Below are 22,964 nucleotides of genomic sequence, written 5' to 3'. Positions count from 1 at the left end.
AGCTACCTCAAAAACTCTAAAACTTACAAACCAATAACTTCTTATCCTAACCAAGCGCGCATCATCCAAATGGTTTTTTCTTGCTGAGAGATGAAATCGCTCATCATCGCAACGGTTCCTTCGTCGCTTGCATCTGCGGCTTTTTCTAATAAACTTCGTTCCAATTGCAACAATTCTGAAATGGAAGCTACAATCAATTCTACCGCTTTTTCATCTTTTGAAATGTGTTTTCCTACGGGAACTTTTGCATTGGCGATATAATCTTCAAAAGTGTGCAACGGTTCTCCGCCAAGTGTTAAAATACGCTCTGCTACTTCATCTACTTTTACTTGAGCGTCGTTATACAATTCTTCAAATTTTGCGTGCAATTCAAAAAAACCTTTTCCTTTGATATTCCAGTGAATTCCGCGTAAATTTTGGTAGTACACTTGAAAATTTGCCAATAAAACGTTCAAGTCTTTTGCCAATTTTTCTGTTTTTTGGATGTCTAATCCTAATATAGTTAATGTCATTTTGTGTGTATTTTGATGTTGTTAATTTTTGATAAAACAAAATTATCGAACATTTTAAGGGAATAATGATAAGTTTTATTGATAGTTTTTATATTTTTATCACTCAAAACTATACTAATGACAATTACACAATTACAATATGTGCTGGCTGTTGCCGAACACCAAAATTTCACCTTAGCTGCTCAAAAATCGTTTGTAACACAACCCACATTAAGCATGCAAATTCAAAAATTGGAAGATGAATTAGAGATTCAGATTTTTGATAGAAGTAAAAAACCCATCCAACTCACCGAAATTGGGAAGAAAATCGTTGAACAAGCCCGAAATATCGTCAATGAATCGGGCAGAATGCAAGATATCGTTGATCAGCAAAAAGGATTTATTGGTGGCGAATTTAAGTTGGGCATCATTCCGACCATCATGCCAACGTTATTGCCAATGTTCTTAAAAACGTTTATTAAAAAGTATCCCAAAGTCAATTTAAAAATAGAAGAACTCACGACAGAAACCATCATTAAAAGATTGAATGAAGGTCATTTAGACGCCGCTATTGCTGCAACTCCATTAGGCTACGAGCAAATTAAAGAACGTGTGTTGTATTACGAACCGTTTGTTGGATATATTACGGAAAATCATCGCTTGTATCACAAAAAAGAACTGGAAACGAGCGACTTAGATATTGATGATATTTTATTATTGGAAGACGGACATTGCTTTAGAGACGGCGTAATCAACTTGTGTAAAACGCCAAGAGCCATTACTGACGACCATTTTCAATTGGAAAGTGGAAGCTTTGAAACCTTGATAAAACTATCTAACGAAGATTTGGGCATGACGCTTCTTCCCTACTTACATACCTTAGATATTAAAGAATCGGAGCGTAAATATTTACGTCATTTTGCAGAGCCAAGACCTGCCAGAGAAGTGAGTTTGCTATTCCACAAAAGCGAATTGAAAATGCAGATTATAGAAGCTTTACGAGGTGTAATCATGGGAATTGTTCGTGGTGCAATTGCATTTCACAATGTCGAGATTATCAGTCCCGTACAATCATAACAAGAAGATACATACTAAAAAAGCCGCGACGTATCGCGGCTTTTCTTATGGTTTTAAATAGATTAAACATTGGTCTAATTGTGGATTTGCTGTGACGAGAGAATTGATCCAAATTTTCAATTCTTCTATCTCGTGAGGGAGCAATCGTTGCAAAGCTTTTTGTAATTCTTTACAAAACAATGATGGATCGAAACTTACTTTTTTAAGTATAGTTTTGGTGTAATCGAACATCGCTCTTGCCATATTTAACGAGGATTAAGGTTAAAATTTTTAAGAGTAGTTTTTGTGTATAGGCATTCAGTTTTAGTTTCTTAAAAATAGTAAAAAAATTAATGTGTAACCTTCTACATAGAAACTTTAACAGAATTTGAATGAAGTTTTAAGTTTTTTTTAAGTCGAAAACACGCTCATTAGAAGCGATTATCACCATCCAATAAATCGCCAATACTCCCTAAAATACTGCCTTCTCCCTTACTATTTCCCCTGTTTGGTAAGGCTGAAATAACTCTTCCTGCCAAACGACTAAATGGCAACGATTGAATGTACACAATTCCAGGACCTGTTAAGGTCGCAAAAAACATTCCTTCACCGCCAAACAAAGTGTTTTTGATACCGCCAACAAATTCGATATCGTAATCCACTTCTTGGGTAAATCCTACAATACAACCTGTATCAACGCGTAAAGTTTCGCCAGGTGCTAGTTGTCGTTGCGCCATCGTACCTCCAGCATGTACAAATGCCATTCCGTCGCCTTCTAACTTTTGCATGATGAATCCTTCACCACCAAAAAATCCACGTCCTAGTTTTTTAGAGAATTCAATCCCAACGGTAACACCTTTTGCGGCACATAAAAAGGCATCTTTTTGACAAATAAATTTGCCGCGATACTCAGTTAAATCAATTGGAATAATTTTTCCAGGATACGGCGATGCGAAACTTACTTTTCGCTTTCCAAAGGCTTTTTCATTGAGAAAAGACGTCATAAACAAACTTTCGCCAGTTAGAATTCGTTTTCCTGCCGAAAATAATTTCCCTAAAATTCCTTTTTCCTGATTGCCGCCGTCGCCAAAAATAGTATTCATTTTAATGCCTTCGTCCATCATCATAAAACTGCCTGCTTCCGCAATCACAGCTTCATCTGGATCGAGTTCAATTTCTACATATTGCATTTCTTCCCCATAAATATGGTAGTCAATTTCGTGTGCTGTCATAGTTTGTTCGTTTTTTTATATTGATTTTGTCGTGTTTACACTGAGCCTGTCGGTTTACACAGAGCTTGTCGAAGTGTGTTTGTTGAATTAGATGTGAAAAGATAATATTTGTTACACTACTTTTTCTTTCGCAATTTGATTCCCCATTCGTATTCGAAATGAGAAACGCTTTCTCCAGAAGCATCAAAACCTTCGGCAAATAATGTCAAACTTTGTCCTTCACCAGTTTTGATAGCTGCGTCTATAGCTGCTTTTACTTTTTCTCCATCTTTACATACAAAACGAATGCGTCCTGTTGCTTTTTTGGTAAACGTTCCTTTTTGAGAACGCACCAACATTGAGATTTTTTCTTCTGTATTTTCAATTCCTTGAATTACAAGTACACCTGTTGCCAATTCAGAAGCCATTCCTTGCGTTGCCCAATACAGCGATTTAAAAGGATTCTTGTTGAACCAATTATGCTTCACCGTAACTGTTGCTGTGTCTTTGGTAATTTCTTTCAATCGCACACCCGAAAAGTATGCCGATGGAAGCCTAGTAAGCGTGTACATATTAATTTTTGATGGAGTCAGTTTTTTTGCCATTTGTCGTTTTTCAGGTTACATTCTGATTGCCAAAATACAAAAAATTCAGGATTTTATTGAAAAGTTGAAATTTAGATTCTTTTTTCTACTGAAAAGCTAACAAATCACAAGCTTATATTTAATACTCTAATTTTCAATTAATTAACTTCAAAATAAAAGTGTTTTAAGCTTTTTTAAAATGTTAATATTTTGTTAATTTTAAGTACTATGTTTTGCATAATACCTTTTTTTAGACATATATTTGCATAAGAAAATAATATGCAATGGAATCAACACTGACGAATCACGATAAAAATGTAGCGACGGTTTTACACGTTTCGGCATTTAGCAAATACTTTTTCCCGCTTGGAAATTTTATACTTCCTATCATTTTTTGGACGATGTATAAAAAGGATTCGGAGTTTATAGATCATCATGGGAAAGAAGTGATTAATTTTCAGTTGAGCTTGCTCTGTTATAAAATTGCTGCCGTTGTGTTAAGTATTCCTTTTTTTATTGCCTTTGGCATTCACAATGTGAATACATGGGATTTGTTTTGGTTTCATGATATTGACATCAACGTGGAAAACGGCATTCGAATTTTTGGAATGTCTTTGGTAGGAATTATCACAGGACTCGGCGCATTGTTATTTTTTGCCGTAAATATTACATATACCATTGTGGCTGCAATGAAGGCAAACGAAGGTGAACGCTATAAATATCCTTTTACCTTTCGATTTATTAAATAAAATTGAGTCTGGAATCAGGAGTCAGGAGTCAGGAATCAGGAGTCAAGACAAACAACAAAAAACGAAAAACAAACAACCATCATCATCAATCAATCAATCAATCATCATCAATCAAAAAACGAACAGAAACATTAAAAGACACATGAAAACATGAAGATAGAAAACACAAAAGCACAAATGCGTAAAGGCGTGTTGGAGTATTGCATCTTATCTATTTTAAAAGATCAAGATGCATATGTAGCCGAAATACTAGATACGTTAAAAGACGCAAAAATGCTTGTCGTAGAGGGAACAATTTATCCACTATTGACAAGATTGAAAAATGCAGGTTTATTGAGTTACCGCTGGGAAGAATCAACTTCTGGACCACCTAGAAAATACTACGGACTCACAGAGACTGGAAAGTTATTTTTGAAAGAACTGAATACCACTTGGAACAATTTACAAAACGCAGTATCACTTGTAACACGACAAAAAAGCACTAGCAATGAATAAAACGATAAATATAAACTTAGCAAATATGTTTTTTCATATTGATGAAGATGCATATAAAGCCTTACAGCGTTATTTGAACGCCATAAAACGCTCCTTTACAGACTCGCAAGGACGAGATGAAATTTTAGCCGATATTGAAGCCCGAGTTGCCGAATTGTTTTCAGAACGTATGAAATCGGAACGACAAGTGGTAGGCATGAAAGAAGTAGAAGAAGTTATTGATATTATGGGACAGCCTGAAGATTATCTCGTGGACGACGAAATTTTTGAGGACGAGCCAAAAGCTAAAACCCAATATCAAGCAAAGACTGGAACAGAAAACTACCGAAAATTATACAGAGATTATGATAATAAGTTTATTGCCGGAGTGTGTGCTGGATTGGCACAGTATTTTGGCGTAGATGCTTTATGGATTCGATTGCTGGCAATCATCATCGTTTTTGCGGGAGTTGGATCGCCAATTTTAGTATACTTTATTTTATGGGTAATTATTCCGAAAGCCACAACAACTAGTGAAAAGTTAGCCATGGCGGGAAAGCCTGCGAACATCAGCAATATTGAACAAAAAATCAAAGAAGGATTGGATGATGTTCATGAAACTATAAAGGATGTAAATTTTGAACAAGTAGGTCAAAAAGCCAAAAAAGGCGCATCTTCCTTCTTTGATTCTATAGGACACATTATTCAAGCATTTATCAAAGTTTTTGGGAAGTTTTTTGGTGTCATTTTCATCATCGTAGCAGCTTCTATTTTGATAAGCATCTTAATGTCCACACTAGGATTTAGCTTCTTTAATTTTCAAGTATTTGATGGAGGAGAATTCTTCTATTATGAAGATTTGGGACTCTTGAATGAAATTTCACCTTGGATTTTAGGATTGTTAGCCTTAGTTGCTGTTGGAATTCCTGCAATTGTATTATTTATTTTGGGAATGAAAATTTTAGTGAAAAATTCCAAACCTATTGGAACCTCAGCAAAAACAATATTAATTGTATTGTGGATTGGCGCCTGTATCGGAATTGCCTATATCGCTTCAAGCGCAGCAAGGCATCAAACTATTGAAGCAACAGTTTCAGCTAAAAAGGAATTGCCAATTGTAAAAAATGATACAATTACTGTAAAAATGGTGAGAAATGAATATTATGACGAAAGCTTGTACAGTTACGATTCCGATTATTCTGTAAAGTACGATGAAAACGGCGATATCATTTTGTTTTCGAGCTCTGTAAAGTTAATTGTACGACCAACAGAAAAAGAAAATGCTAGAGTTCGCATTGACAAAAGTGCTAGAGGTATTTCCTTCCAAAAGGCAAAACAACGCGCACAAGGAATTGAGTATAACTATGTTTTTGAAGATAATACCTTAAAACTAGACGGTTATTTTCTTTTTGACGAAGACGATAAACACAACAATCAGCAAGTAGAAGTTGTGTTATTCTTACCAGAAGGCGCTATTATTTATCCTGATAAGAATACAAGATCATTCCACAGAAATAGTAGAAGTTCTGGAGATATTTTACCAAATAATTCAGATACAGAAGAACATTACCATCAAGTAGTAGACGACGAATTGGAATGCTTAGACTGTCCATCATCAAAGAATGAAAAACGTAGAAAACGTAGTCAAAAAACATCAGATACTGATAAAAAGGAAACTGAAGTTATGAAGGATTCTGTAAATTAATTTTATGTTTTGGGTATTAGGTGTTAGGTTTTAGATACATCGAACATCGAACAACGAACAACGAATAACACTTCGACAAGCTCAGTATTAAAGAATAATAAAAATAATCATCAATCAAATAAAACGAACAAACAAAAACACTAACTATTATGGTCACAATTGCACGATTTATCGCTATTGCTATTTTAAGTCTATTTATGACTTCATGCATCTTTAATTTCGACTCAGGAATTAAAGGAAATCGAAATGTAGTTTCTGAAGAAAGAGACGCTGAAGAGAATTTTACGGTTATCAAAGCTTCCGAAGGCTTAGACGTTTATATCACACAATCGGAAACGGCTTCTATTGAAGTGGAAGCCGATGAAAATGTGATAGGATTAATCGCCACAGATATCAATAACGGCGTTTTAAAGATTCACACCGAGAAAAACATCGGGCGTTGCAAGTCGAAAAAAGTATTTGTAAGCTTGCCTGTTATTGAGAAAATTATCGCTACAAGCGGCTCAGATATATTTAGTACGTCAACTATTATTGCCGAAACGCTGGAAGTGAAAAGCAACAGCGGCGCAGATGTAAAATTAGAAGTCGAAGCCGAAAATATCATTTGCGCAACTTCGAGCGGTGCAGATATTAAAATCGCAGGAACCGCTGATTCACTTGAAGCAACAGCAAGCAGCGGAAGCGACATCAACGCGGGAGATTTGACTGTGAAAAATTGCAATGCTTCTGCAAGCAGTGGCGGCGATGTTACGGTATATGTCACTGAGAAATTAGTGGCGAGCAGTTCTAGCGGCGGTGATGTGAATTATTATGGAAATCCACCTTCGGTTGCTCAAAACAAATCGTCTGCCGGCGGCGTGAATCGGAAGTAGGCTTTTTTAATGTAGCAATTATTCAATGTAACAATATAGCAGTTTTCTGATTTGAAAATGCTTTGAAACGTCTTTGCAAACGCAGTGACACAATCTGTTACTTTGTAAAAGAAAAGCTTCTATAATACACAAACTGTAGTCGTTAACCAACCAATTGAAATTCAACTATTCAACCATTACCACATCAATCAAAAAGCGAAAACAACCAAACCATTCACCAAAAAACCGCATAAAAACGAATGTTTTATGCGGTTTTATATTTTATGAGAATTGAATTTTCAATTTGAAAAACGAAGATGAATACATCGTCAAATTTTCAAATCAAATCATTATCAAATGAAAGTTTACGCTTCAATCATATCTTCTACAGATGCTAAATAACGTTCCGCATCAAGTGCTGCCATACATCCTGTTCCTGCAGCTGTGATTGCCTGACGGTATTCTTTATCTTGAACATCACCCGCAGCAAATACACCTGGAATGTTTGTTTTGGTCGATTTTGCACCTGTGATTAAATATCCAGTTTCATCCATGTCTAAAACTCCTTTAAACATGTCAGTATTGGGTTTGTGCCCAATTGCAATGAAAACGCCTGTTACTTCTAGTTCGCGTTTTTCTTGTGTTTGATTGTTTACAATTCGAACTCCTTCAACAACCATTCCGCCTAATACTTCGTCCAATTCTGTGTTGTATAATACCTCTAAGTTTTTAGTACCATTTACACGGTGTTGCATTGCTTTACTCGCACGCATTTCGTCTTTACGAACCAACATGGTTACTTTTCTACATAGTTTTGCCAAGTAGGTTGCTTCTTCTGCAGCAGTATCACCACCACCCACAACAATTACATCTTGACCTTTATAGAAAAATCCGTCGCACGTAGCACAGGCAGAAACACCTCCTCCAATTAAGCGTTGCTCACTTTCCAGTCCTAAATATTTTGCAGAAGCACCTGTAGAAATAATCACTGTTTTTGCCAACACTTCTTGCTCCTCTGCTCCATCACTTACATATACTTTGTGAATTCCTCCAATTTCTTTGGATAAATCCACTTTCGTAGCAATTCCAAAACGCACGTCCGTTCCAAAGCGTGTTGCTTGATTTTTTAAATCTTCCATCATGGCTGTTCCGTCTGTTCCATTAGGATATCCTGGAAAGTTATCTACTTCTGTTGTCGTAGTTAATTGTCCTCCAGGCTCCATTCCTGTATACATTACAGGGTTCATATCGGCTCTAGCGGCATAAATTGCTGCTGTATAGCCTGCAGGTCCACTTCCGATAATTAAACAATCTAAAGCTGTATTTGTATCTGACATATTCTTTTGTATCTAAAAATTAATGCATTTGTCACAAAAGTAGTTTTTTATATGTATTCCTTACATAAAATTTATCAACAAAAACTATACTGGTGTTTGATATCTTTATGGTGAACTTACTAAAAAAACAGTCTTTTTTTCAGCATTCAAATTTTCATTTTAAAATACAACAAGTAATCACACAATTTTATTTGCCATACTTACCAAAAACTTCACGCCGTTGTCAATATTGGCAATAGCATCTGCTTTTGCTGTATTGGAAGCCGCGGCATCATTAATTTCTTTTAAAACTTTAATCGCATTGGCGTTGGTAATTTGACTTTCTTTGATGAATTGATCAATTTCTGTGATGTTCATACGTGTCAAACTTGCAATGGTAGTTTGAAATTCTGCATCGGTTTGTGCAGCAGCTTGATTTGCCAAGTTATCCCAATCTATATCACTCATAGTGTTTCTATTTAGTTGTTTCCTCTAATTGTTGATTCTACGTTCAGAAGCTTGTTAAAGCCGTTTCCTGTTTTGATTAATAAACTGTCTAAATGACTTTGAATTTTGCCGACGTTTAAATTCGTATGCGTCAAATTCTGTATTTCTGCCAACGTATTTGCTTCCGATTGTTTGAGCTTTACCGCAGAACTTATCAAGTTTTGTAAAGTTGAACTCGCTTGTTGATAGTTTGCATAACTGTTGTTTAAAGTCGTAATCATTTCGTTTCGTTGCACATCGAGCAACCCTTGAAGCGAATCGCGTTTTCTATTAATTACAGGCATGATGCTTTTTAAAATATTTGGCAATTCGGCATTGACATCTATACCAGCTGGAATTTTCGATTGAAAGTTTTTTACAAATCTAGGAATGTATTGATTGTTGATAAAATCGTTCACCTTGTCTTTTCGTTCATCAAAAAGCTTATTTACCAACGCAATATTCAGTTGATGCATGGAATTGGCTTCTGCAATTACTTCTTGTGATAAGGTCGCTGTTGATGCGGGAATAGACGCGCAAGCATACAAACTCAGTGTTACCAAAAGGACACTGCTACTTCTTATTAAAAATTTCATCTGCTAGTTTTATAAATGGTTTGTTTTGAATTCTTATTGAAAAATGGCCTTTATTCTGTTGATGATTCCCTGTAAAATACTAAAAATTGCATCCGAAGAAAATCCGCCAATCAACGCTAGAACTGCGTTGTTAAATACGCTCAAATCTTTTCCTGAGTTGTACGATGAAACGATTTCGGAAAGAATCAATCCTGAGATAATTCCCAATATAATTAATGCTACATAGTAAATAGATTGTTCTGGCATTAGCGTAGCATTTCTAACTCCGTCACTAATATCGCGCAATAAATAAAACATAACGCCCAATCCAGAAATAGCACATAAAAACAGCATGTTTAATAGTAACGATTTTCCGCTATTGCTCAACACGCCTTTAGCTAACGAAGTGGTATTAACTTCTGACGAAAGCGATGTGCCAATAAAAATTAGTAAAAAAATCACGGCTAAAATGATTAAGTTTCGAATCATAGGCAACCGCTGAAATATATTTTTTTTATCGTCCCCTTTTGAAACCAAATCCAAATAGGCAATAGATTTTGGTGTTGCTGGCTCTATATTTTTAACCAGAATATTGTGCGCGTTGATCAAATCGCTGATATTATTACTCTCAATCAACGAATTGATGTCTGTGTCAATCGTTTTTCCATTTTTCATAGCAAACAGCAACATATTTTCCAGCTCTCTTTTAAAACTTACCATCGTTTCATCTGAAACACCTTTAGAAATTCCTTTTGGCGGCTCGTTTGCAGTTTGTTTTTTGGAAATAGGATTTGCTTTCTTCTTAGATGTAGAAGTGCTTTCAGGCGTAGCACTTGTCGGTTTTGGGTCTGAAGTAGCCATGTAATCAATAGTTTTGGTCAGTTATTCAAACATACAATTTAAAATGCGTATTTGAAAACAAACCTGAAAATCGAGGGTTTGTACGTAGTTTATTTTTTTTGAACATGAAAACTCTTTTACTCTTTTTCGTAGGTTAACGTATTTCCACGATCTAAATAGCTCAATACCATCGTTTCTTCTGAATATTCAAGTAAACCGTAAATCATTTCATCGCCTTCTGCATTTTTCAAATTCAAATACTCAATACCGTCTTTTTCCGTTAATTCATACTCATAAATACTGTTTGAACTCGTTTCTGTCCCCTTGTAAAACATAATAAATTTGCCGTCTTTAATTTGTACACCAGCGTTGGAATCGCTCGTGCTAATCCAGCGTCCGTTGTCTAAACCGACCTTTGTAGTTTGATCCGTTTTGGTATCAGTTTGAGTTTTCTTTGGATTGTTTTCGCAAGCAAATAAAAAAGAAATTACGATAATGATTATTGGAAATTTTAGTTTCATGTAAATAATTATTGGATGAGCAACAAGATATTGATTTTTATCAAATTAAGAGAATGAAATAGCTTTTCAAACATGCTTTTACACGTAGTAAAATCAAGCATTTATCTGAAAATCATAAAATTGGCAATGTTTTTGAAAATATATAATTCTATATTTACAACTCAGAAAAACATTTTTTCCCGATGAAATCACTTTCCCATACTTTAAAACAGTATTGCTTCACGCTATTATTTTGCATCATTTCAACATCAATATATGCACAAAATCCTGTGCAAAAAGGACAATGGTACGTCATTGAAAGTTATGAAAAAGGACGTGTATTACAAGTACAGCCACCGTATGAAAACAATGGTGTTGCTGTAGTTTTGGCACAACAAACCAATCAAAACAACCAGCTTTTTCGCTTTGAAGAAATTGGCAATGGATTTTATATTATTCGTTCCAAAGAGCAAAACAAAGTATTGGATATTCGTGGAGGAAGTCAGGAAAACAATGCAGTTGTACAAGTTTGGAATCAGGCAAATGTGGAAAATCAAAAATTCAAACTCGTCTTGGCTACAGGAGACGGACATTACTACATCACTGCAAAACACAGTAACAAGTCCATTTCCGCTGCAGCGGGATTTCCTGTCGGAAGTACTATTGTTCAAAAATATGCGGACGGACTCGCCAATGCGATGTTTAAATTTATTCCTTATACTCCAAAAAAGGAAAAACCGAAACCAGCACCAAAACCGCAACCTATAGTAAACTCTTCGATTCCAACATTAACTGCGCCTGCAAGCAATTTTATAGTGGAAAATAAAAAAGGAAGTGTGATAACATTTAATTGGAGTCGAGTGGCGAATGCTTCTTCCTATCAAATTATCATCCAGCATGAAAATCAAAAAAATACCCTGCTCAACACAACCGTAAACGCTACCAATTACAGATTCGTCATGAACACAACCATTGATGCAACATTGATAAATGATACTTGGAGATGGTGGGTTAGAGCTAAGGTAGGAAATGAATGGAGCAAATGGAGTCAGTCAAGAATCTTAGATTTTAAACAACCGATTCCATCAACTATTACCTTAATTTACCCGCAATCCAACGCAACACTAGCGAATGGAATTGTAAATACTAACAAAACATACGTATGGAATTTTGATTGGGCAGATGTGCCAAATGCTGAACAATATGAAATTTACATCATACATCCCAACAATAACAAAAAGTCATTTATACAAAATACGCCTGTATCTAACTATCAATTAGTGCAGCGCCAACACCGTACAAACAATGAACTCAACGGTTGGCAATGGAAAGTACGTGTATTTATCAACGGTTCGTACAGCGCATGGTCAACAACGAAAACCTTTAATGTTGCACCAGCCAAAAAACAACAAACTCCTGTAAATCCTACGCCAATAGTAGTTACTAACGATAATTTTATCACACAAAGCAGCTCCAATTTTAACAAAGCTGTCAAAAATAATTTTGCCGTCGAATTGACCAATAAAATTAATAACAGAACCACTTCATTAGGATATAATGTTCAAAAAAATCATTTCAAAATGGGCGAATTTTTCAAAAATTGGCGCATTAAACGTGTGAGAAACGGTATCTATCAATTACAAGTAGAAATTGATGGCAAATTTTGGTCACTAGCTTCCGAAGGAAACCAAAGAGGCGATGTAAAACTTACCGTTGACGATAGAAACGACAATTATCAACTTTGGAAAATCATACAACAAGCAGATGGCTATTATAAAATTGTCAATGTAGGAAACGAAAATGAAACAACGATTTCGGCAGACACACTATTCTACAGTATTAAAAGTCAGGATTTCTTTCTGTCAAGTTGGAAACCAAATAAAACCAATAACGGACGTTGGTATTTTGATGCAAAAAATCCTATAAATGTCAAGCCTAAACCCATAGAAGACAGGATATTTAGAATGAATGCTTCCAACGGCAAACGTGTGTGTTTAAACTATATCATGACTTCAGATGTTACTGGATACAACTCTTTAAACATTTGTGGTAAATACGATGATAATAACACCTTGTTCAAATTTGAAAGAACAACCAACGGAAATTACCTGATCAAAGTAAAGTCCTCCAAGTTGGCAAGAAATGAATGGCATTATTTAACGGGGGACATAGAACTTCAAGAAATTGAACGCTACAAAGACGCGCCCGTAAAAGGCGAATACGGTATGTATTGGCATATCATTTCGAAAGGGAACGGAAATTACACATTTTACAATGTTGACACCAAACGAGCCTTTGAATTTGTACAACGCTCGTATGGATTTCCGCGTGAATTTATAGAATCCAGAAAATTGGCAAATAAGCGAGAACAATATTTTAAGTTGTATTAAAATTTAAATTTGGAAATTTCTTTTTGAAGGAATTTAAGATTATTGGCATGAATCTATTACTTCTAGAAAGTTAAAATTTGTGTGAAAAAATTCATTACTTCTTTAGAAAAAACTTTTAAGCGAGCTAGAAAAATAGGATTACTAGCGTGATCCTGAGATGGGTTCGTTGCAAAGTCTAAGCCCTGCATTTGCTATCGCAAATCAGTTCTTTTTTTATAAAACAAATTAATGAGCAAGCTCAGATTTGTTTTATAAAAAAAGCCCTGCGAAAGCAAGGCTTTGATTTTGTCGGGGTGGCAGGATTCGAACCTGCGACCTCCGCGTCCCAAACGCGGCGCGATAACCGGGCTACGCTACACCCCGAAAAGGTTATCTAAATTTGGATTGCAAATATATGACTTTTCTTGAAACGGAAAAGCAAAAACAATTTATTTTTTGAAAATAATTTTCATCAATAAATTACTTAATTTTGTCCTGCAATTCAAAAGACAAACAATATGCTTATTATTGGTATTGGTGGCGGAACGGGAAGCGGAAAAACAACCGTTGTCAACGAAATTATCAAACAACTTCCCGAAAATGAAGTCGGGATTATTTCTCAAGATTCGTATTACAATGATACGTCACATTTGAGTTACGAAGAACGTACACGTATCAACTTTGATCATCCACGCTCTATTGATTTTAACCTGATTTGTCAACATTTGCGCGAATTGAAAAAAGGAAATCCCATCGATCAACCTGTATATTCGTTTGTAAAACACAATCGTACAGGCGATACGATTCATACCTTGCCCAGAAAAGTAATGATTGTGGAAGGCATTCTGATTCTTACAAATCCAGAATTAAGAGATATGTTCGACATCAAAATTTTTGTCCATGCCGATTCTGACGAACGTCTTATCCGAAGAATCAAACGCGATATTACCCAACGCGGACGCGATATCGACGAAGTTTTGGCACGATACCAAACCACACTCAAACCGATGCACGAACAATTTATTGAGCCTACAAAAGAGTTTGCCGATATCATCATTCCAAACAATCGCTACAATACCGTAGCAGTCGATATTGTTCGTACAATTATTAGTGAGCGATTAGCCTAATATTTAGTACATTTACACATAAAAATTTTGCATCGTGTTCAAAAGCATGAAACTAGAAAAGTTTAAAAACATATACATCATCACCTCTGCCATATTTATTATATGGATGCTCTTTTTGGATGCAAATTCATGGTTTTACACACACAGAGAACTCAATAAGCAAATTGAGCTTTTAAAAGATGAAATTACCACGCTAAAACGCGATATCAAAAAAGACAAAATAAGTATCAAACGTTTTTCTAGCATGGAAGAACTTGAAAATTACGCGCGTGTTCACTACTTTATGAAGAAAGAAAATGAAGAAATTTATATCGTTGAATACGCCGATAGCCTAAAAACATCTGACAATGAATAATTCATTATTTGACGAATTTGATGCAGTTTCTGCTGCACAATGGAAACAAAAAATACAAGTCGATCTCAAAGGAGCCGATTACAACCAAACTCTGGTCACAGCTACGCAAGAAGGCATTGACATTACACCTTTTTACCATCGTGAGAATTTTGGAGATGTACATAAAATCGCTACCAAAACTACCGAATGGAAAGTTACACAACGTATCGTCGTGACTGATGCCAAAGAAGCCAACGAGAAAATAAAAGACACCTTAGAAAGAGGTGCAGAAAGTATTGTGCTATTCATTACAGATGAAAAAATCGAGTTTTCAGATATTATTGTAGATGTCGATACCAACGTGCCGATGCATGTCGAAATGGACTTTTTATCGGTTTCGTATTGTGAAACGATTCACGCTTTCGCGAAAGCAAACGCTGCTAGTATCACGCTTGGAATTGATTTGATAGGAAACCTAGCCTCCACAGGAAATTGGTTTGAAAATCTTACGTCAGATCATGAAGCGTTAGCAAAAATCCTGAAGTTTGATGGTTTTAAAAGTGTGCTATCTGTACGATTGGATGTCTACCAAAACGCAGGTGCAACCATGGTACAACAACTGGCATACGCGCTCGCACACGTGAATGAATATTTGAATCATTACGGTGCTGAAATTACAAATACCATCACGTTTAACGTATCGGTTGGCTCGCATTATTTCTTTGAAATAGCCAAACTAAAAGCATTACGTTTGTTGTGGAATACCTTGGCAAACGAATACAATGTTGCTGCTGAATGTAGCATCATTGCGTCACCTTCTACACGAAACAAAACCTTGTACGATTACAATGTAAATATGTTGCGAACTACGACCGAATGCATGAGTGCCGTGTTAGGTGGAGCCGATTTTGTGTACAATCTTCCGTATGATGCTTTGTACCATCACGCAAACGAATTTGGCGACCGAATTTCTCGAAATCAACTGCGCATTTTAAAAGACGAAAGCTATTTTGACAAAACGGACAATCCCACAGAAGGTGCGTATTATATTGAAAGTATCACACAACAATTAGCCGAAAAAGCATTGGCTCTTTTCAAAGATATTGAAGCAAATGGCGGATTCTTAAAGCAATTGAAAGAAGGTACAATTCAGCGAAAGATAAAAGAAAGTGCTGCCAAAGAGCAAGCATTGTTTAACGAAGGAAAAGAAGTTTTATTAGGAACGAATAAATATCCAAATCCTGAAGACCGCATGAAACACGATTTGGAAATTTCTCCTTTTGCTAAAAAAGAAACGCGAAAAGTACTATTAGCACCTATTTCGCCAAAAAGACTTGCGGAAACGCTAGAAAAAGAACGACTTGACAATGAGTAGAAAAAATATCCAACATATCACACTCGACCAAACTTCGAAAACGTTTGAAAAAGAGCAAACAACGTCTTTCAATACCGCAGAAGACATCAAAATACAATCGTCGTACAGCAAAGCAGCGATTGAAAACCTAGAACATCTGGATTTTGTGGCTGGAATTGCACCTAATCTTCGCGGTCCGTATTCAACGATGTACGTTCGCAGACCTTGGACTATCCGACAATACGCAGGATTTTCAACAGCAGAAGAAAGTAATGCGTTTTACAGAAGAAATTTAGCGGCGGGACAAAAAGGCTTATCCGTAGCGTTCGATTTGGCAACGCATCGCGGATATGACAGCGACCACGAGCGTGTAGTTGGCGATGTTGGAAAAGCAGGCGTTGCAATTGATTCGGTAGAAGATATGAAAATTCTCTTCGACCAAATTCCGCTAGATAAAATGTCGGTTTCCATGACCATGAATGGTGCAGTGTTACCAATTATGGCGTTTTATATCGTTGCTGCAGAAGAACAAGGCGTGAAACCTGAGCAATTAGCAGGAACAATTCAGAATGATATTTTGAAGGAGTTCATGGTGCGAAATACGTACATCTATCCGCCAACACCTTCTATGAAAATCATTTCGGATATTTTTGAATACACTTCGGCAAACATGCCTAAATTCAACAGTATTAGTATTTCTGGCTACCACATGCAAGAAGCTGGTGCCACCTGCGATATTGAACTCGCATACACATTGGCTGACGGTTTGGAATACATACGCAAAGGACTTGCCGCAGGCATGGATATTGACACCTTTGCCCCTCGCCTATCGTTTTTCTGGGCAATTGGAATGAATCACTTTATGGAAATTGCTAAAATGAGAGCCGCACGAATGTTGTGGGCAAAATTGGTAAAACAATTCCATCCGAAAAATCCAAAATCGTTGTCGCTCAGAACACATTGTCAAACGAGTGGTTGGAGTTTAACAGAGCAAGATCCATTTAATAATGTAGCACGAACTTGTATTGAAGCTGCTGCTGCTGCTTTTGGTGGCACGCAAAGTTTGCATACCAATGCCTTGGATGAAGCCATTGCATTGCCTACAGACTTCTCAGCACGAATTGCTCGAAATACGCAAATTTATCTGCAAGAAGAAACCAAAATTACCAAAACGGTAGATCCCTGGGCGGGAAGTTATTATGTGGAAAAACTGACACATGAAATCGCGCACAAAGCCATGAAACTCATCGAAGAAGTGGAAGAATTGGGCGGAATGACCAAAGCAATTGAAGCAGGAATTCCCAAAATGCGCATTGAAGAAGCCGCAGCACGCAAGCAAGCACGCATCGATTCTGGACAGGATGTGATTGTAGGTGTAAACAAATACCGACTCGAAAAGGAAGATCCGTTACATATTTTAGAAGTTGACAATCAAACTGTTCGCAATGCGCAACTGGCACGTTTGGACGAATTGAAGAAAAACAGAAATGCTTCTGAAGTCAACGAAGCATTGGCAAAATTAACAGCCGCAGCAAAATCTGGAACAGAAAATCTCTTAGCATTAGCTGTTGACGCAGCTCGTAAACGTGCGACTTTGGGAGAAATTTCAGATGCCTTAGAAGCTGTTTTTGGCCGATATAAAGCACAAATTAAATCATTTTCAGGCGTGTATAGTAAAGAAATTAAAGACGATAGTTCGTTCCAAAAAGCGAAAGAACTGGCGGCAAAATTTGCTGAAATGGAAGGTCGCCAACCGCGAATCATGATTGCTAAAATGGGACAAGACGGACACGATCGCGGCGCAAAAGTAGTCGCAACAGGCTATGCCGATGTTGGTTTTGATGTAGATATAGGTCCTTTATTCCAAACGCCAGCAGAAGCTGCCAAACAAGCCATGGAAAACGATGTGCATATTTTAGGTGTCTCTTCCTTAGCGGCAGGACATAAAACGCTCGTTCCGCAAGTGATTGAAGAGTTAAAAAAATACGGTCGTGAAGATATTATGGTGATTGTTGGTGGTGTAATTCCACATCAAGATTATGAGTTTTTATTTGATGCTGGCGCCGTAGCTGTTTTTGGTCCTGGCACTAAAATTAGTGAAGCCGCAATTCAGTTACTGGAGATTTTGATTGATGAATAGATTTTTTTTAGAATCAAGATTCTAGAGTCAAGAGTCTAGAGTCAAGAGTCTAGACTTTTGAAAATATTGACTCATAAAAAAAAACAGAAAAATAAAATCTTCTATTTTATTTTTCTGCCCTTTCGTATTTCCATTACTGGAAATTACTTTTTTGTTTTATAATAATTTAGAAAACATCGCTACTAATGTCTGTTTTCGTACATTCTCCTCCATTTTCACATGGAGAACAGTATGGCAATCCTGTGTTACCATTATCGTATTTTACAGCACATCCTAAAGGCTCAGAAGAACATTCGGAAGTAGTACATGTTATTTTACGTGATGCTACTAATGTCGTAGAAGTTCCTGTAGTTGCAAGTTTAGATGAAGTTGTAATGGCTTCTACATAAAATGAAGTACGATACTTTTTTCCTTCAAAAACTAAATTATACGCTTGGTCGGTACTCACAATATATACAAACGTATAATCCTCAGTAATATTGACCTTTTCTTTCATGCTTGCACTCAAAGCTTTCAAGGCTTTTTTGGTATCGATTGTAAGGATTGGTTCCCCATCTTTTAAATATCCTATTTCTTCCCATTCCGTTTCGAAACTAGGTAATTTTGACTTGGTTAAATTGTCATTGTCAACGTCAGAAGTAGCTTGATCGTTTGTACAACCGACTAATAAGAAACTTAGGGCTAGTACAATTACTGATAGGTTTTTAATTATTTTTTTCATGGTTTTTTGGTTATTTTCTGTTCTACTAAAAAGAACATGGTTGGTATTCAACTCACTACGCATTTCAGAATATGCTTAAAGCTCGGAATGCTTTTTAGTTTTACTTGGTGATGAATTCAATTCCACCATTTTTCATACTGTGAGGCGTCAACACACGCATTTTCGACAATTGTATAGCTTTAAGTTTATATAAAAGTACAGTATTCAAATTTGAATACTCCTAAAGCTACAAAACATATACTAATAATCAAACAGTTATGTAAGAATTAACGTTTAAAATTTTAGAGTTTTTCTATAGAAAATTACGAAGTTTTAAGCAACTATATTTGAAAAATGGCTTTACACTGAATATCCAAAACTTTTTTCAGGAATTTTACCGACCACGCCTTCGTAGAATTTATGAATGTAGGCAAAGTCTGCTTTTATATTGTCTGTCGGATAAAATGGTGTACCAATTTTAACTTCTTTTTTACCAAAATCAAAAGCTACGAGCGTAATAGGTACGTTGGCTTCTTTGGCGATATAATAGAATCCTGTACGAAGTTCTGTGACGAGATTTCGAGTTCCTTCTGGCGCTAGCGTGAGGCGAAATTCTTCTTTTTCTTTAAATATGGAAGCAATCGCTTGTACTTTGTTTTGACCTGGCGTTCTGTCAATCGGCGCGCCGCCTGTCCAACGAAAATACCAACCAAACGGAAACTTAAACAGTTCTTTTTTGCCTACATAATTGATTTTTGTTTTTGTGATACTTCTTATCATCAAACCAATATAGAAATCGTGCCAACTCGTATGTGGAGCCACTGCAACAATGCATTTTTTTACTTCTTTTGAAAAAGAGCCATTAATCTTCCAACCTAACAGTTTAAAGTAGATAAATTTGTAGAGCGCACGCATAATTTGGGGATTTAGTTTTTAGGCTATTGATTTTGACGTAAAGGTACGGAAGTTTATAGTATTCAACTATTATATCTCTATAGATTTTTAGAACTACAACATACTTTTTGAAATATTTTTATTACATTTTATTAAAGAATATTTTTATATTTCAATTTTATCTTTTATTATTGTGGTGAATTCAAAACTTAAATGAATTAGAATAACCCACTTTTTCGATGATTGTATCTTCTAAGAATAATCATTTTACATGAAAAATTTCTGTTCATTTTAAGTATTTTTAGCCAAATCTCCCGCTGAATACTAATATTAATTTTTAACAAATACCTACTTATGAACAAACAAACATTGACTATGCTAATTTTATTAATTAGCGCGTATTCTTTTGGGCAAATTTCCTTTGAAAAAGGATATTACATCAACAATTCGGGAGCTAAAATTGATTGCTACATTAAGAACATGGACTGGAAAAACAATCCTACAGAGTTTCAATACAAATTATCCAAAAACTCAGAAAAACAGACCGCTACTATGAATACAGTAAAGTCTTTTGAGATTTTTAATGGCCCCAAATACGAACGCTTTTTCTTAGCAATTGACACTTCCAAACAAGACTTGGATGACATGGATACTTCCGAATCACCAAAATGGGAGAATAAAGAACTTTTTCTAAAAGTAGTATTAGGAGGAAAAGTATCATTATACTCGTATGTGAATGGAAATATGCGAAAGTATTTTATAAAGAAAGATGATGCCGAAGTGGAACAATTGGTGTATAAAAAATACATGGCAACCAATTCGCGAATAGCAGAAAACACAACTTATAAAAAGCAGTTGTGGGATATGCTAACATGCGGAAATCTTACTAAAAAGGCAAAAAACGTTTCGTACACTAAAAACAGTCTTTTGAAAATCATCAAAGCGTATAACAATTGTGAAAATAGCAAAATTGTGAATTATGATGAACGTACGAAAATAGATCCTTGGAATATTTCCATTAAACCAGGAATTAATTTTGCACAAGTTGAAATCAGCAATTCTAATCTTGTAGAATTTGACCCAAAGTTTAAAAATCAAGCGAGTTTTCAATTAGGAGTTGAGCTTGAGTATATATTTGGTTTTAATAGAAATAAATGGTCAATCGTAGCCGAACCAACCTATGTTTCTTCATATAGTGACGAGCAAGAAGTGGTCTATTTTGAAACTACATCAAGCCAACTTTCTACAAATGTGACAATCACAGATTATTCGAATTTGGAAATTCCATTAGGTTTTCGACATTATTCGTTTTTGAGTGATTCTTCTAAATTGTTTTTTAATGCATTTTATATGTTAAATATTAGACTTGATGGAACCACAAACGCAGAACGAAGAGAATTGCTAGATGATGATTTAGATCCAAAAGGGAATTTGGCACTCGGTGTTGGCTTTAAGTATAAAGATACGTTTAGTGTTGAATTTAGGTATAGAGCACCAAGACAATTATATCAAACAAATTCAATATTTGGAACTTTCGATTATAACAGTTTCGCCATTATTTTTGGATATACAATTTTTTAAGAAATCACATCACCCCTTATAATCCCGAGAAAAATCGAACATCACAGACATACTTTTAAATGGTGTTCGATTTTTTATTTTGAAAAGATACACCTATCGTTTTCTTAATTCAAATAAGTCTTTCCTGCGATCTTGAAGGTTTTTCACAGCGCCAAATTGATTGAGTTCACGCAATAAATCGATATCCACATCGGCAATGAGAATCATTTCAGTATTTGGTGTGGCTTCTGCTTTGATTCCGTTGGTTGGAAAGGAGAAATCGCACGGCGTAAATACCATCGATTGTGCAAATTGAATATCCATATTTTGCACTTTTGGTAAGTTTCCAACACTTCCTGCAATGGCAACGTAACATTCGTTTTCAATGGCTCTGGCTTGCGCACAGTTTCGTACGCGTGAATAGCCATTTTGTGTATCTGTCAAAAATGGTACAAATAGAATGTCCATGCCTTCATCCGCTAATAAACGACTAAGTTCTGGAAATTCAGAATCGTAGCAAATTAGCACGCCAATTTTACCGCAATCCGTGTCAAAGGTTTGCAATGAGTTTCCGCCTTGCATTCCCCAAACTTTCGCTTCGTCTGGCGTTACGTGTAGTTTTTCGTAGCGTTCTACGCTTCCGTCACGCTTGCAGAGATAACCGACATTGTATAGAACTCCGTCACGTATTTCTGGCATGCTTCCCGAAATAATGTTGATATTGTACGAAATAGAAAATGCTGAGAATTTTTCCACAATTTCCTCTGTGTGTTTCGCCAATTCACGAATCGCATCAGGTGTAGACATGTGGTTGTTGGTTGCCATTAACGGCGCATTGAAAAACTCTGGAAATAAGGCAAAATCTGAGCGATATCCTGCGACAGCATCGATAAAAAATTCTGCTTGCTGCATCAGTTCTTCCATATCTTTGTACGGACGCATTTGCCACTGAATCAGTCCTAAACGCACAATTTTTTTCTTTGTCGTTGCCTTTTTTGTCGGTTTTTCGTAGTAAATATTATCCCATTCCATCAACACAGCAAATTCGTTGGATGCGGAATCGCCTTTTAGATAGCCTTTTAAGACTTTCGTCGGATGGAAATCGTTGGAAATTTGAAAATTCAATACAGGATCGTCAATCTCCTTGCGTTTTACTTTTTGAATGTATTGCTTCGGACTTAACGAATCGGCATATTGATGATAGTTTGGAATTCTTCCGCCAAAAGCGATTCCTTTTAAATTGCGCTTTTCACACAGTTCTTTTCGGTAATCGTACAAGCGTCTTCCCAATCGCAAACCGCGAAATTCAGGTTTTATAAAGATGTCAATTCCGTACAAAATATCGCCATCATCCGTATGTGCATCAAATGATTTTTTAATAATATCATCATACGTATGCGAGTCTTCTAACGAATCGTAATCAACCAAAATAGACAACGCACAACCTGCAATTTGTCCGTTGATTTTTATCACGACTTGTCCTTCAGAGAATTTTTCAATCAATGCTTCAATTTCAAACTCTTCCCAGTACGCATCAGACATGTTTTTGTATATCTGAATCATCGCTGCTTTCAGTTCTTGATAATCATCTACACTTAAATATGTAAGTTCAATATTTTCAATGTCCTTTGCGTTCATTTGTCTGTAA

At 36.0% G+C, this 22,964-nt stretch carries 23 protein-coding genes and 1 tRNA gene; 11 read left to right on the top strand and 13 right to left on the bottom strand.

Translation table 11 applies throughout. The features are described from left to right. Positions 1-41: 41 nt before the first annotated feature. Positions 42-512, bottom strand: a complete 471-nt coding sequence (locus C8N46_RS07450) for a Dps family protein (protein WP_108114259.1) — start codon at positions 510-512, stop codon at positions 42-44. 117 nt (positions 513-629) lie between these two features. Between C8N46_RS07450 and C8N46_RS07445 the strand changes: the two genes are divergently transcribed. Then, positions 630-1,568: a LysR substrate-binding domain-containing protein gene (locus C8N46_RS07445; protein WP_108114258.1), complete on the top strand. Its 939-nt coding sequence runs from the start codon at positions 630-632 to the stop codon at positions 1,566-1,568. A 45-nt stretch (positions 1,569-1,613) separates the two neighbouring features. On the opposite strand, the gene C8N46_RS20860 is transcribed toward C8N46_RS07445, so the two are convergent. The 3 genes from C8N46_RS20860 to C8N46_RS07430 all read right to left on the bottom strand — a co-directional run bounded on the left by C8N46_RS20860 (position 1,614) and on the right by C8N46_RS07430 (position 3,363). Then, a complete protein-coding gene (locus C8N46_RS20860) occupies positions 1,614-1,811 on the bottom strand; it encodes a hypothetical protein (protein ID WP_007092881.1) in 198 nt (65 codons plus the stop codon). 167 nt (positions 1,812-1,978) lie between these two features. Continuing rightward, the gene (locus C8N46_RS07435) at positions 1,979-2,779 is read right to left on the bottom strand and encodes a TIGR00266 family protein (RefSeq protein WP_108114257.1); all 801 of its coding nucleotides are present in this window, start codon (positions 2,777-2,779) and stop codon (positions 1,979-1,981) included. Between the two features lie 116 nt (positions 2,780-2,895). Then, positions 2,896-3,363, bottom strand: a complete 468-nt coding sequence (locus C8N46_RS07430; RefSeq protein WP_108114256.1) for a DUF4442 domain-containing protein — start codon at positions 3,361-3,363, stop codon at positions 2,896-2,898. Positions 3,364-3,626: 263 nt separating this feature from the next. Between C8N46_RS07430 and C8N46_RS07425 the strand changes: the two genes are divergently transcribed. From C8N46_RS07425 to C8N46_RS07410, 4 genes are all read left to right on the top strand, one after another. After that, positions 3,627-4,091, top strand: a complete 465-nt coding sequence (locus tag C8N46_RS07425; RefSeq protein ID WP_108114255.1) for a DUF4870 domain-containing protein — start codon at positions 3,627-3,629, stop codon at positions 4,089-4,091. A gap of 150 nt (positions 4,092-4,241) precedes the next feature. Beyond that, positions 4,242-4,586 (top strand): PadR family transcriptional regulator, encoded by a 345-nt coding sequence (locus C8N46_RS07420; protein ID WP_108114254.1) that lies wholly within the window; start codon positions 4,242-4,244, stop codon positions 4,584-4,586. Next, complete coding sequence (locus C8N46_RS07415; protein ID WP_108114253.1) at positions 4,579-6,270, top strand: PspC domain-containing protein; 1,692 nt, start codon at positions 4,579-4,581, stop codon at positions 6,268-6,270. Before C8N46_RS07420 ends, C8N46_RS07415 begins: the two co-directional genes overlap by 8 nt. A 149-nt stretch (positions 6,271-6,419) precedes the next feature. Beyond that, complete coding sequence (locus C8N46_RS07410) at positions 6,420-7,142, top strand: head GIN domain-containing protein (RefSeq protein WP_108114252.1); 723 nt, start codon at positions 6,420-6,422, stop codon at positions 7,140-7,142. 344 nt (positions 7,143-7,486) lie between these two features. On the opposite strand, the gene trxB is transcribed toward C8N46_RS07410, so the two are convergent. From trxB to C8N46_RS07385, 5 genes are all read right to left on the bottom strand, one after another. Next, complete coding sequence (trxB, locus tag C8N46_RS07405; protein WP_108114251.1) at positions 7,487-8,458, bottom strand: thioredoxin-disulfide reductase; 972 nt, start codon at positions 8,456-8,458, stop codon at positions 7,487-7,489. A gap of 177 nt (positions 8,459-8,635) precedes the next feature. Continuing rightward, on the bottom strand, positions 8,636-8,905 hold the full coding sequence (locus C8N46_RS07400; RefSeq protein WP_108114250.1) for a hypothetical protein: 270 nt from the start codon (positions 8,903-8,905) through the stop codon (positions 8,636-8,638). Positions 8,906-8,916: 11 nt separating this feature from the next. Beyond that, the gene (locus C8N46_RS07395) at positions 8,917-9,519 is read right to left on the bottom strand and encodes a hypothetical protein (protein ID WP_146169754.1); all 603 of its coding nucleotides are present in this window, start codon (positions 9,517-9,519) and stop codon (positions 8,917-8,919) included. Between the two features lie 33 nt (positions 9,520-9,552). Then, on the bottom strand, positions 9,553-10,359 hold the full coding sequence (locus C8N46_RS07390) for a hypothetical protein (protein WP_108114248.1): 807 nt from the start codon (positions 10,357-10,359) through the stop codon (positions 9,553-9,555). 116 nt (positions 10,360-10,475) lie between these two features. Continuing rightward, the gene (locus C8N46_RS07385) at positions 10,476-10,859 is read right to left on the bottom strand and encodes a hypothetical protein (protein ID WP_108114247.1); all 384 of its coding nucleotides are present in this window, start codon (positions 10,857-10,859) and stop codon (positions 10,476-10,478) included. A 182-nt stretch (positions 10,860-11,041) separates the two neighbouring features. Between C8N46_RS07385 and C8N46_RS07380 the strand changes: the two genes are divergently transcribed. Further along, entirely contained in the window at positions 11,042-13,228 is a 2,187-nt protein-coding gene (locus C8N46_RS07380) for an RICIN domain-containing protein (RefSeq protein WP_108114246.1), read from the top strand. A gap of 288 nt (positions 13,229-13,516) precedes the next feature. Here the strand turns inward: C8N46_RS07380 and C8N46_RS07375 are convergent. Next, positions 13,517-13,591 (bottom strand) — tRNA-Pro (locus C8N46_RS07375). Between the two features lie 134 nt (positions 13,592-13,725). On the opposite strand from C8N46_RS07375, the gene udk reads away from it, so the two are divergent. Genes udk through scpA form a run of 4 tightly spaced genes read left to right on the top strand, consistent with a single transcriptional unit; the run spans position 13,726 to position 18,162 of the window. Then, complete coding sequence (udk, locus tag C8N46_RS07370) at positions 13,726-14,334, top strand: uridine kinase (protein WP_108114245.1); 609 nt, start codon at positions 13,726-13,728, stop codon at positions 14,332-14,334. A 46-nt stretch (positions 14,335-14,380) separates the two neighbouring features. Next, the gene (locus C8N46_RS07365; RefSeq protein WP_108114244.1) at positions 14,381-14,689 is read left to right on the top strand and encodes an FtsB family cell division protein; all 309 of its coding nucleotides are present in this window, start codon (positions 14,381-14,383) and stop codon (positions 14,687-14,689) included. Continuing rightward, positions 14,682-16,043, top strand: coding sequence for a methylmalonyl-CoA mutase subunit beta (locus C8N46_RS07360; protein WP_108114243.1), 1,362 nt, complete (start codon positions 14,682-14,684; stop codon positions 16,041-16,043). Before C8N46_RS07365 ends, C8N46_RS07360 begins: the two co-directional genes overlap by 8 nt. Beyond that, positions 16,036-18,162: a methylmalonyl-CoA mutase gene (gene scpA / locus C8N46_RS07355; protein ID WP_108114242.1), complete on the top strand. Its 2,127-nt coding sequence runs from the start codon at positions 16,036-16,038 to the stop codon at positions 18,160-18,162. The genes C8N46_RS07360 and scpA overlap by 8 nt, the downstream gene beginning before the upstream one ends. Before the next feature lie 166 nt (positions 18,163-18,328). Here scpA and C8N46_RS07350 read toward each other — a convergent pair whose 3' ends face one another. Together C8N46_RS07350 and C8N46_RS07345 are read right to left on the bottom strand one after the other, a co-directional pair. After that, entirely contained in the window at positions 18,329-18,883 is a 555-nt protein-coding gene (locus C8N46_RS07350; protein ID WP_108114241.1) for a hypothetical protein, read from the bottom strand. A 339-nt stretch (positions 18,884-19,222) separates the two neighbouring features. After that, positions 19,223-19,777 carry a 1-acyl-sn-glycerol-3-phosphate acyltransferase gene (locus tag C8N46_RS07345; protein ID WP_170110071.1) on the bottom strand — a complete coding sequence of 185 codons (555 nt, stop codon included), beginning with the start codon at positions 19,775-19,777 and terminating at the stop codon, positions 19,223-19,225. A gap of 354 nt (positions 19,778-20,131) precedes the next feature. Between C8N46_RS07345 and C8N46_RS07340 the strand changes: the two genes are divergently transcribed. Continuing rightward, complete coding sequence (locus tag C8N46_RS07340) at positions 20,132-21,337, top strand: outer membrane beta-barrel protein (protein ID WP_158269100.1); 1,206 nt, start codon at positions 20,132-20,134, stop codon at positions 21,335-21,337. A gap of 93 nt (positions 21,338-21,430) precedes the next feature. Here C8N46_RS07340 and C8N46_RS07335 read toward each other — a convergent pair whose 3' ends face one another. After that, the gene (locus C8N46_RS07335) at positions 21,431-22,954 is read right to left on the bottom strand and encodes a bifunctional GNAT family N-acetyltransferase/carbon-nitrogen hydrolase family protein (RefSeq protein WP_108114238.1); all 1,524 of its coding nucleotides are present in this window, start codon (positions 22,952-22,954) and stop codon (positions 21,431-21,433) included. Positions 22,955-22,964: the final 10 nt, after the last annotated feature.

It is taken from the genome of Kordia periserrulae (assembly GCF_003054265.1).
Lineage (GTDB): Bacteria > Bacteroidota > Bacteroidia > Flavobacteriales > Flavobacteriaceae > Kordia > Kordia periserrulae.
This window is presented reverse-complemented; position numbering and strand designations above follow the sequence as displayed.

Coding starts and splice junctions, on each gene's coding strand:
- C8N46_RS07450 (WP_108114259.1), bottom strand. CDS start 512: ATGACATTAACTATATTAGGATTAGACATCCAAAAAACAGAAAAATTG.
- C8N46_RS07445 (WP_108114258.1), top strand. CDS start 630: ATGACAATTACACAATTACAATATGTGCTGGCTGTTGCCGAACACCAA.
- C8N46_RS20860 (WP_007092881.1), bottom strand. CDS start 1,811: ATGGCAAGAGCGATGTTCGATTACACCAAAACTATACTTAAAAAAGTA.
- C8N46_RS07435 (WP_108114257.1), bottom strand. CDS start 2,779: ATGACAGCACACGAAATTGACTACCATATTTATGGGGAAGAAATGCAA.
- C8N46_RS07430 (WP_108114256.1), bottom strand. CDS start 3,363: ATGGCAAAAAAACTGACTCCATCAAAAATTAATATGTACACGCTTACT.
- C8N46_RS07425 (WP_108114255.1), top strand. CDS start 3,627: ATGGAATCAACACTGACGAATCACGATAAAAATGTAGCGACGGTTTTA.
- C8N46_RS07420 (WP_108114254.1), top strand. CDS start 4,242: ATGAAGATAGAAAACACAAAAGCACAAATGCGTAAAGGCGTGTTGGAG.
- C8N46_RS07415 (WP_108114253.1), top strand. CDS start 4,579: ATGAATAAAACGATAAATATAAACTTAGCAAATATGTTTTTTCATATT.
- C8N46_RS07410 (WP_108114252.1), top strand. CDS start 6,420: ATGGTCACAATTGCACGATTTATCGCTATTGCTATTTTAAGTCTATTT.
- trxB (WP_108114251.1), bottom strand. CDS start 8,458: ATGTCAGATACAAATACAGCTTTAGATTGTTTAATTATCGGAAGTGGA.
- C8N46_RS07400 (WP_108114250.1), bottom strand. CDS start 8,905: ATGAGTGATATAGATTGGGATAACTTGGCAAATCAAGCTGCTGCACAA.
- C8N46_RS07395 (WP_146169754.1), bottom strand. CDS start 9,519: ATGAAATTTTTAATAAGAAGTAGCAGTGTCCTTTTGGTAACACTGAGT.
- C8N46_RS07390 (WP_108114248.1), bottom strand. CDS start 10,359: ATGGCTACTTCAGACCCAAAACCGACAAGTGCTACGCCTGAAAGCACT.
- C8N46_RS07385 (WP_108114247.1), bottom strand. CDS start 10,859: ATGAAACTAAAATTTCCAATAATCATTATCGTAATTTCTTTTTTATTT.
- C8N46_RS07380 (WP_108114246.1), top strand. CDS start 11,042: ATGAAATCACTTTCCCATACTTTAAAACAGTATTGCTTCACGCTATTA.
- udk (WP_108114245.1), top strand. CDS start 13,726: ATGCTTATTATTGGTATTGGTGGCGGAACGGGAAGCGGAAAAACAACC.
- C8N46_RS07365 (WP_108114244.1), top strand. CDS start 14,381: ATGAAACTAGAAAAGTTTAAAAACATATACATCATCACCTCTGCCATA.
- C8N46_RS07360 (WP_108114243.1), top strand. CDS start 14,682: ATGAATAATTCATTATTTGACGAATTTGATGCAGTTTCTGCTGCACAA.
- scpA (WP_108114242.1), top strand. CDS start 16,036: ATGAGTAGAAAAAATATCCAACATATCACACTCGACCAAACTTCGAAA.
- C8N46_RS07350 (WP_108114241.1), bottom strand. CDS start 18,883: ATGAAAAAAATAATTAAAAACCTATCAGTAATTGTACTAGCCCTAAGT.
- C8N46_RS07345 (WP_170110071.1), bottom strand. CDS start 19,777: ATGCGTGCGCTCTACAAATTTATCTACTTTAAACTGTTAGGTTGGAAG.
- C8N46_RS07340 (WP_158269100.1), top strand. CDS start 20,132: ATGCTAATTTTATTAATTAGCGCGTATTCTTTTGGGCAAATTTCCTTT.
- C8N46_RS07335 (WP_108114238.1), bottom strand. CDS start 22,954: ATGAACGCAAAGGACATTGAAAATATTGAACTTACATATTTAAGTGTA.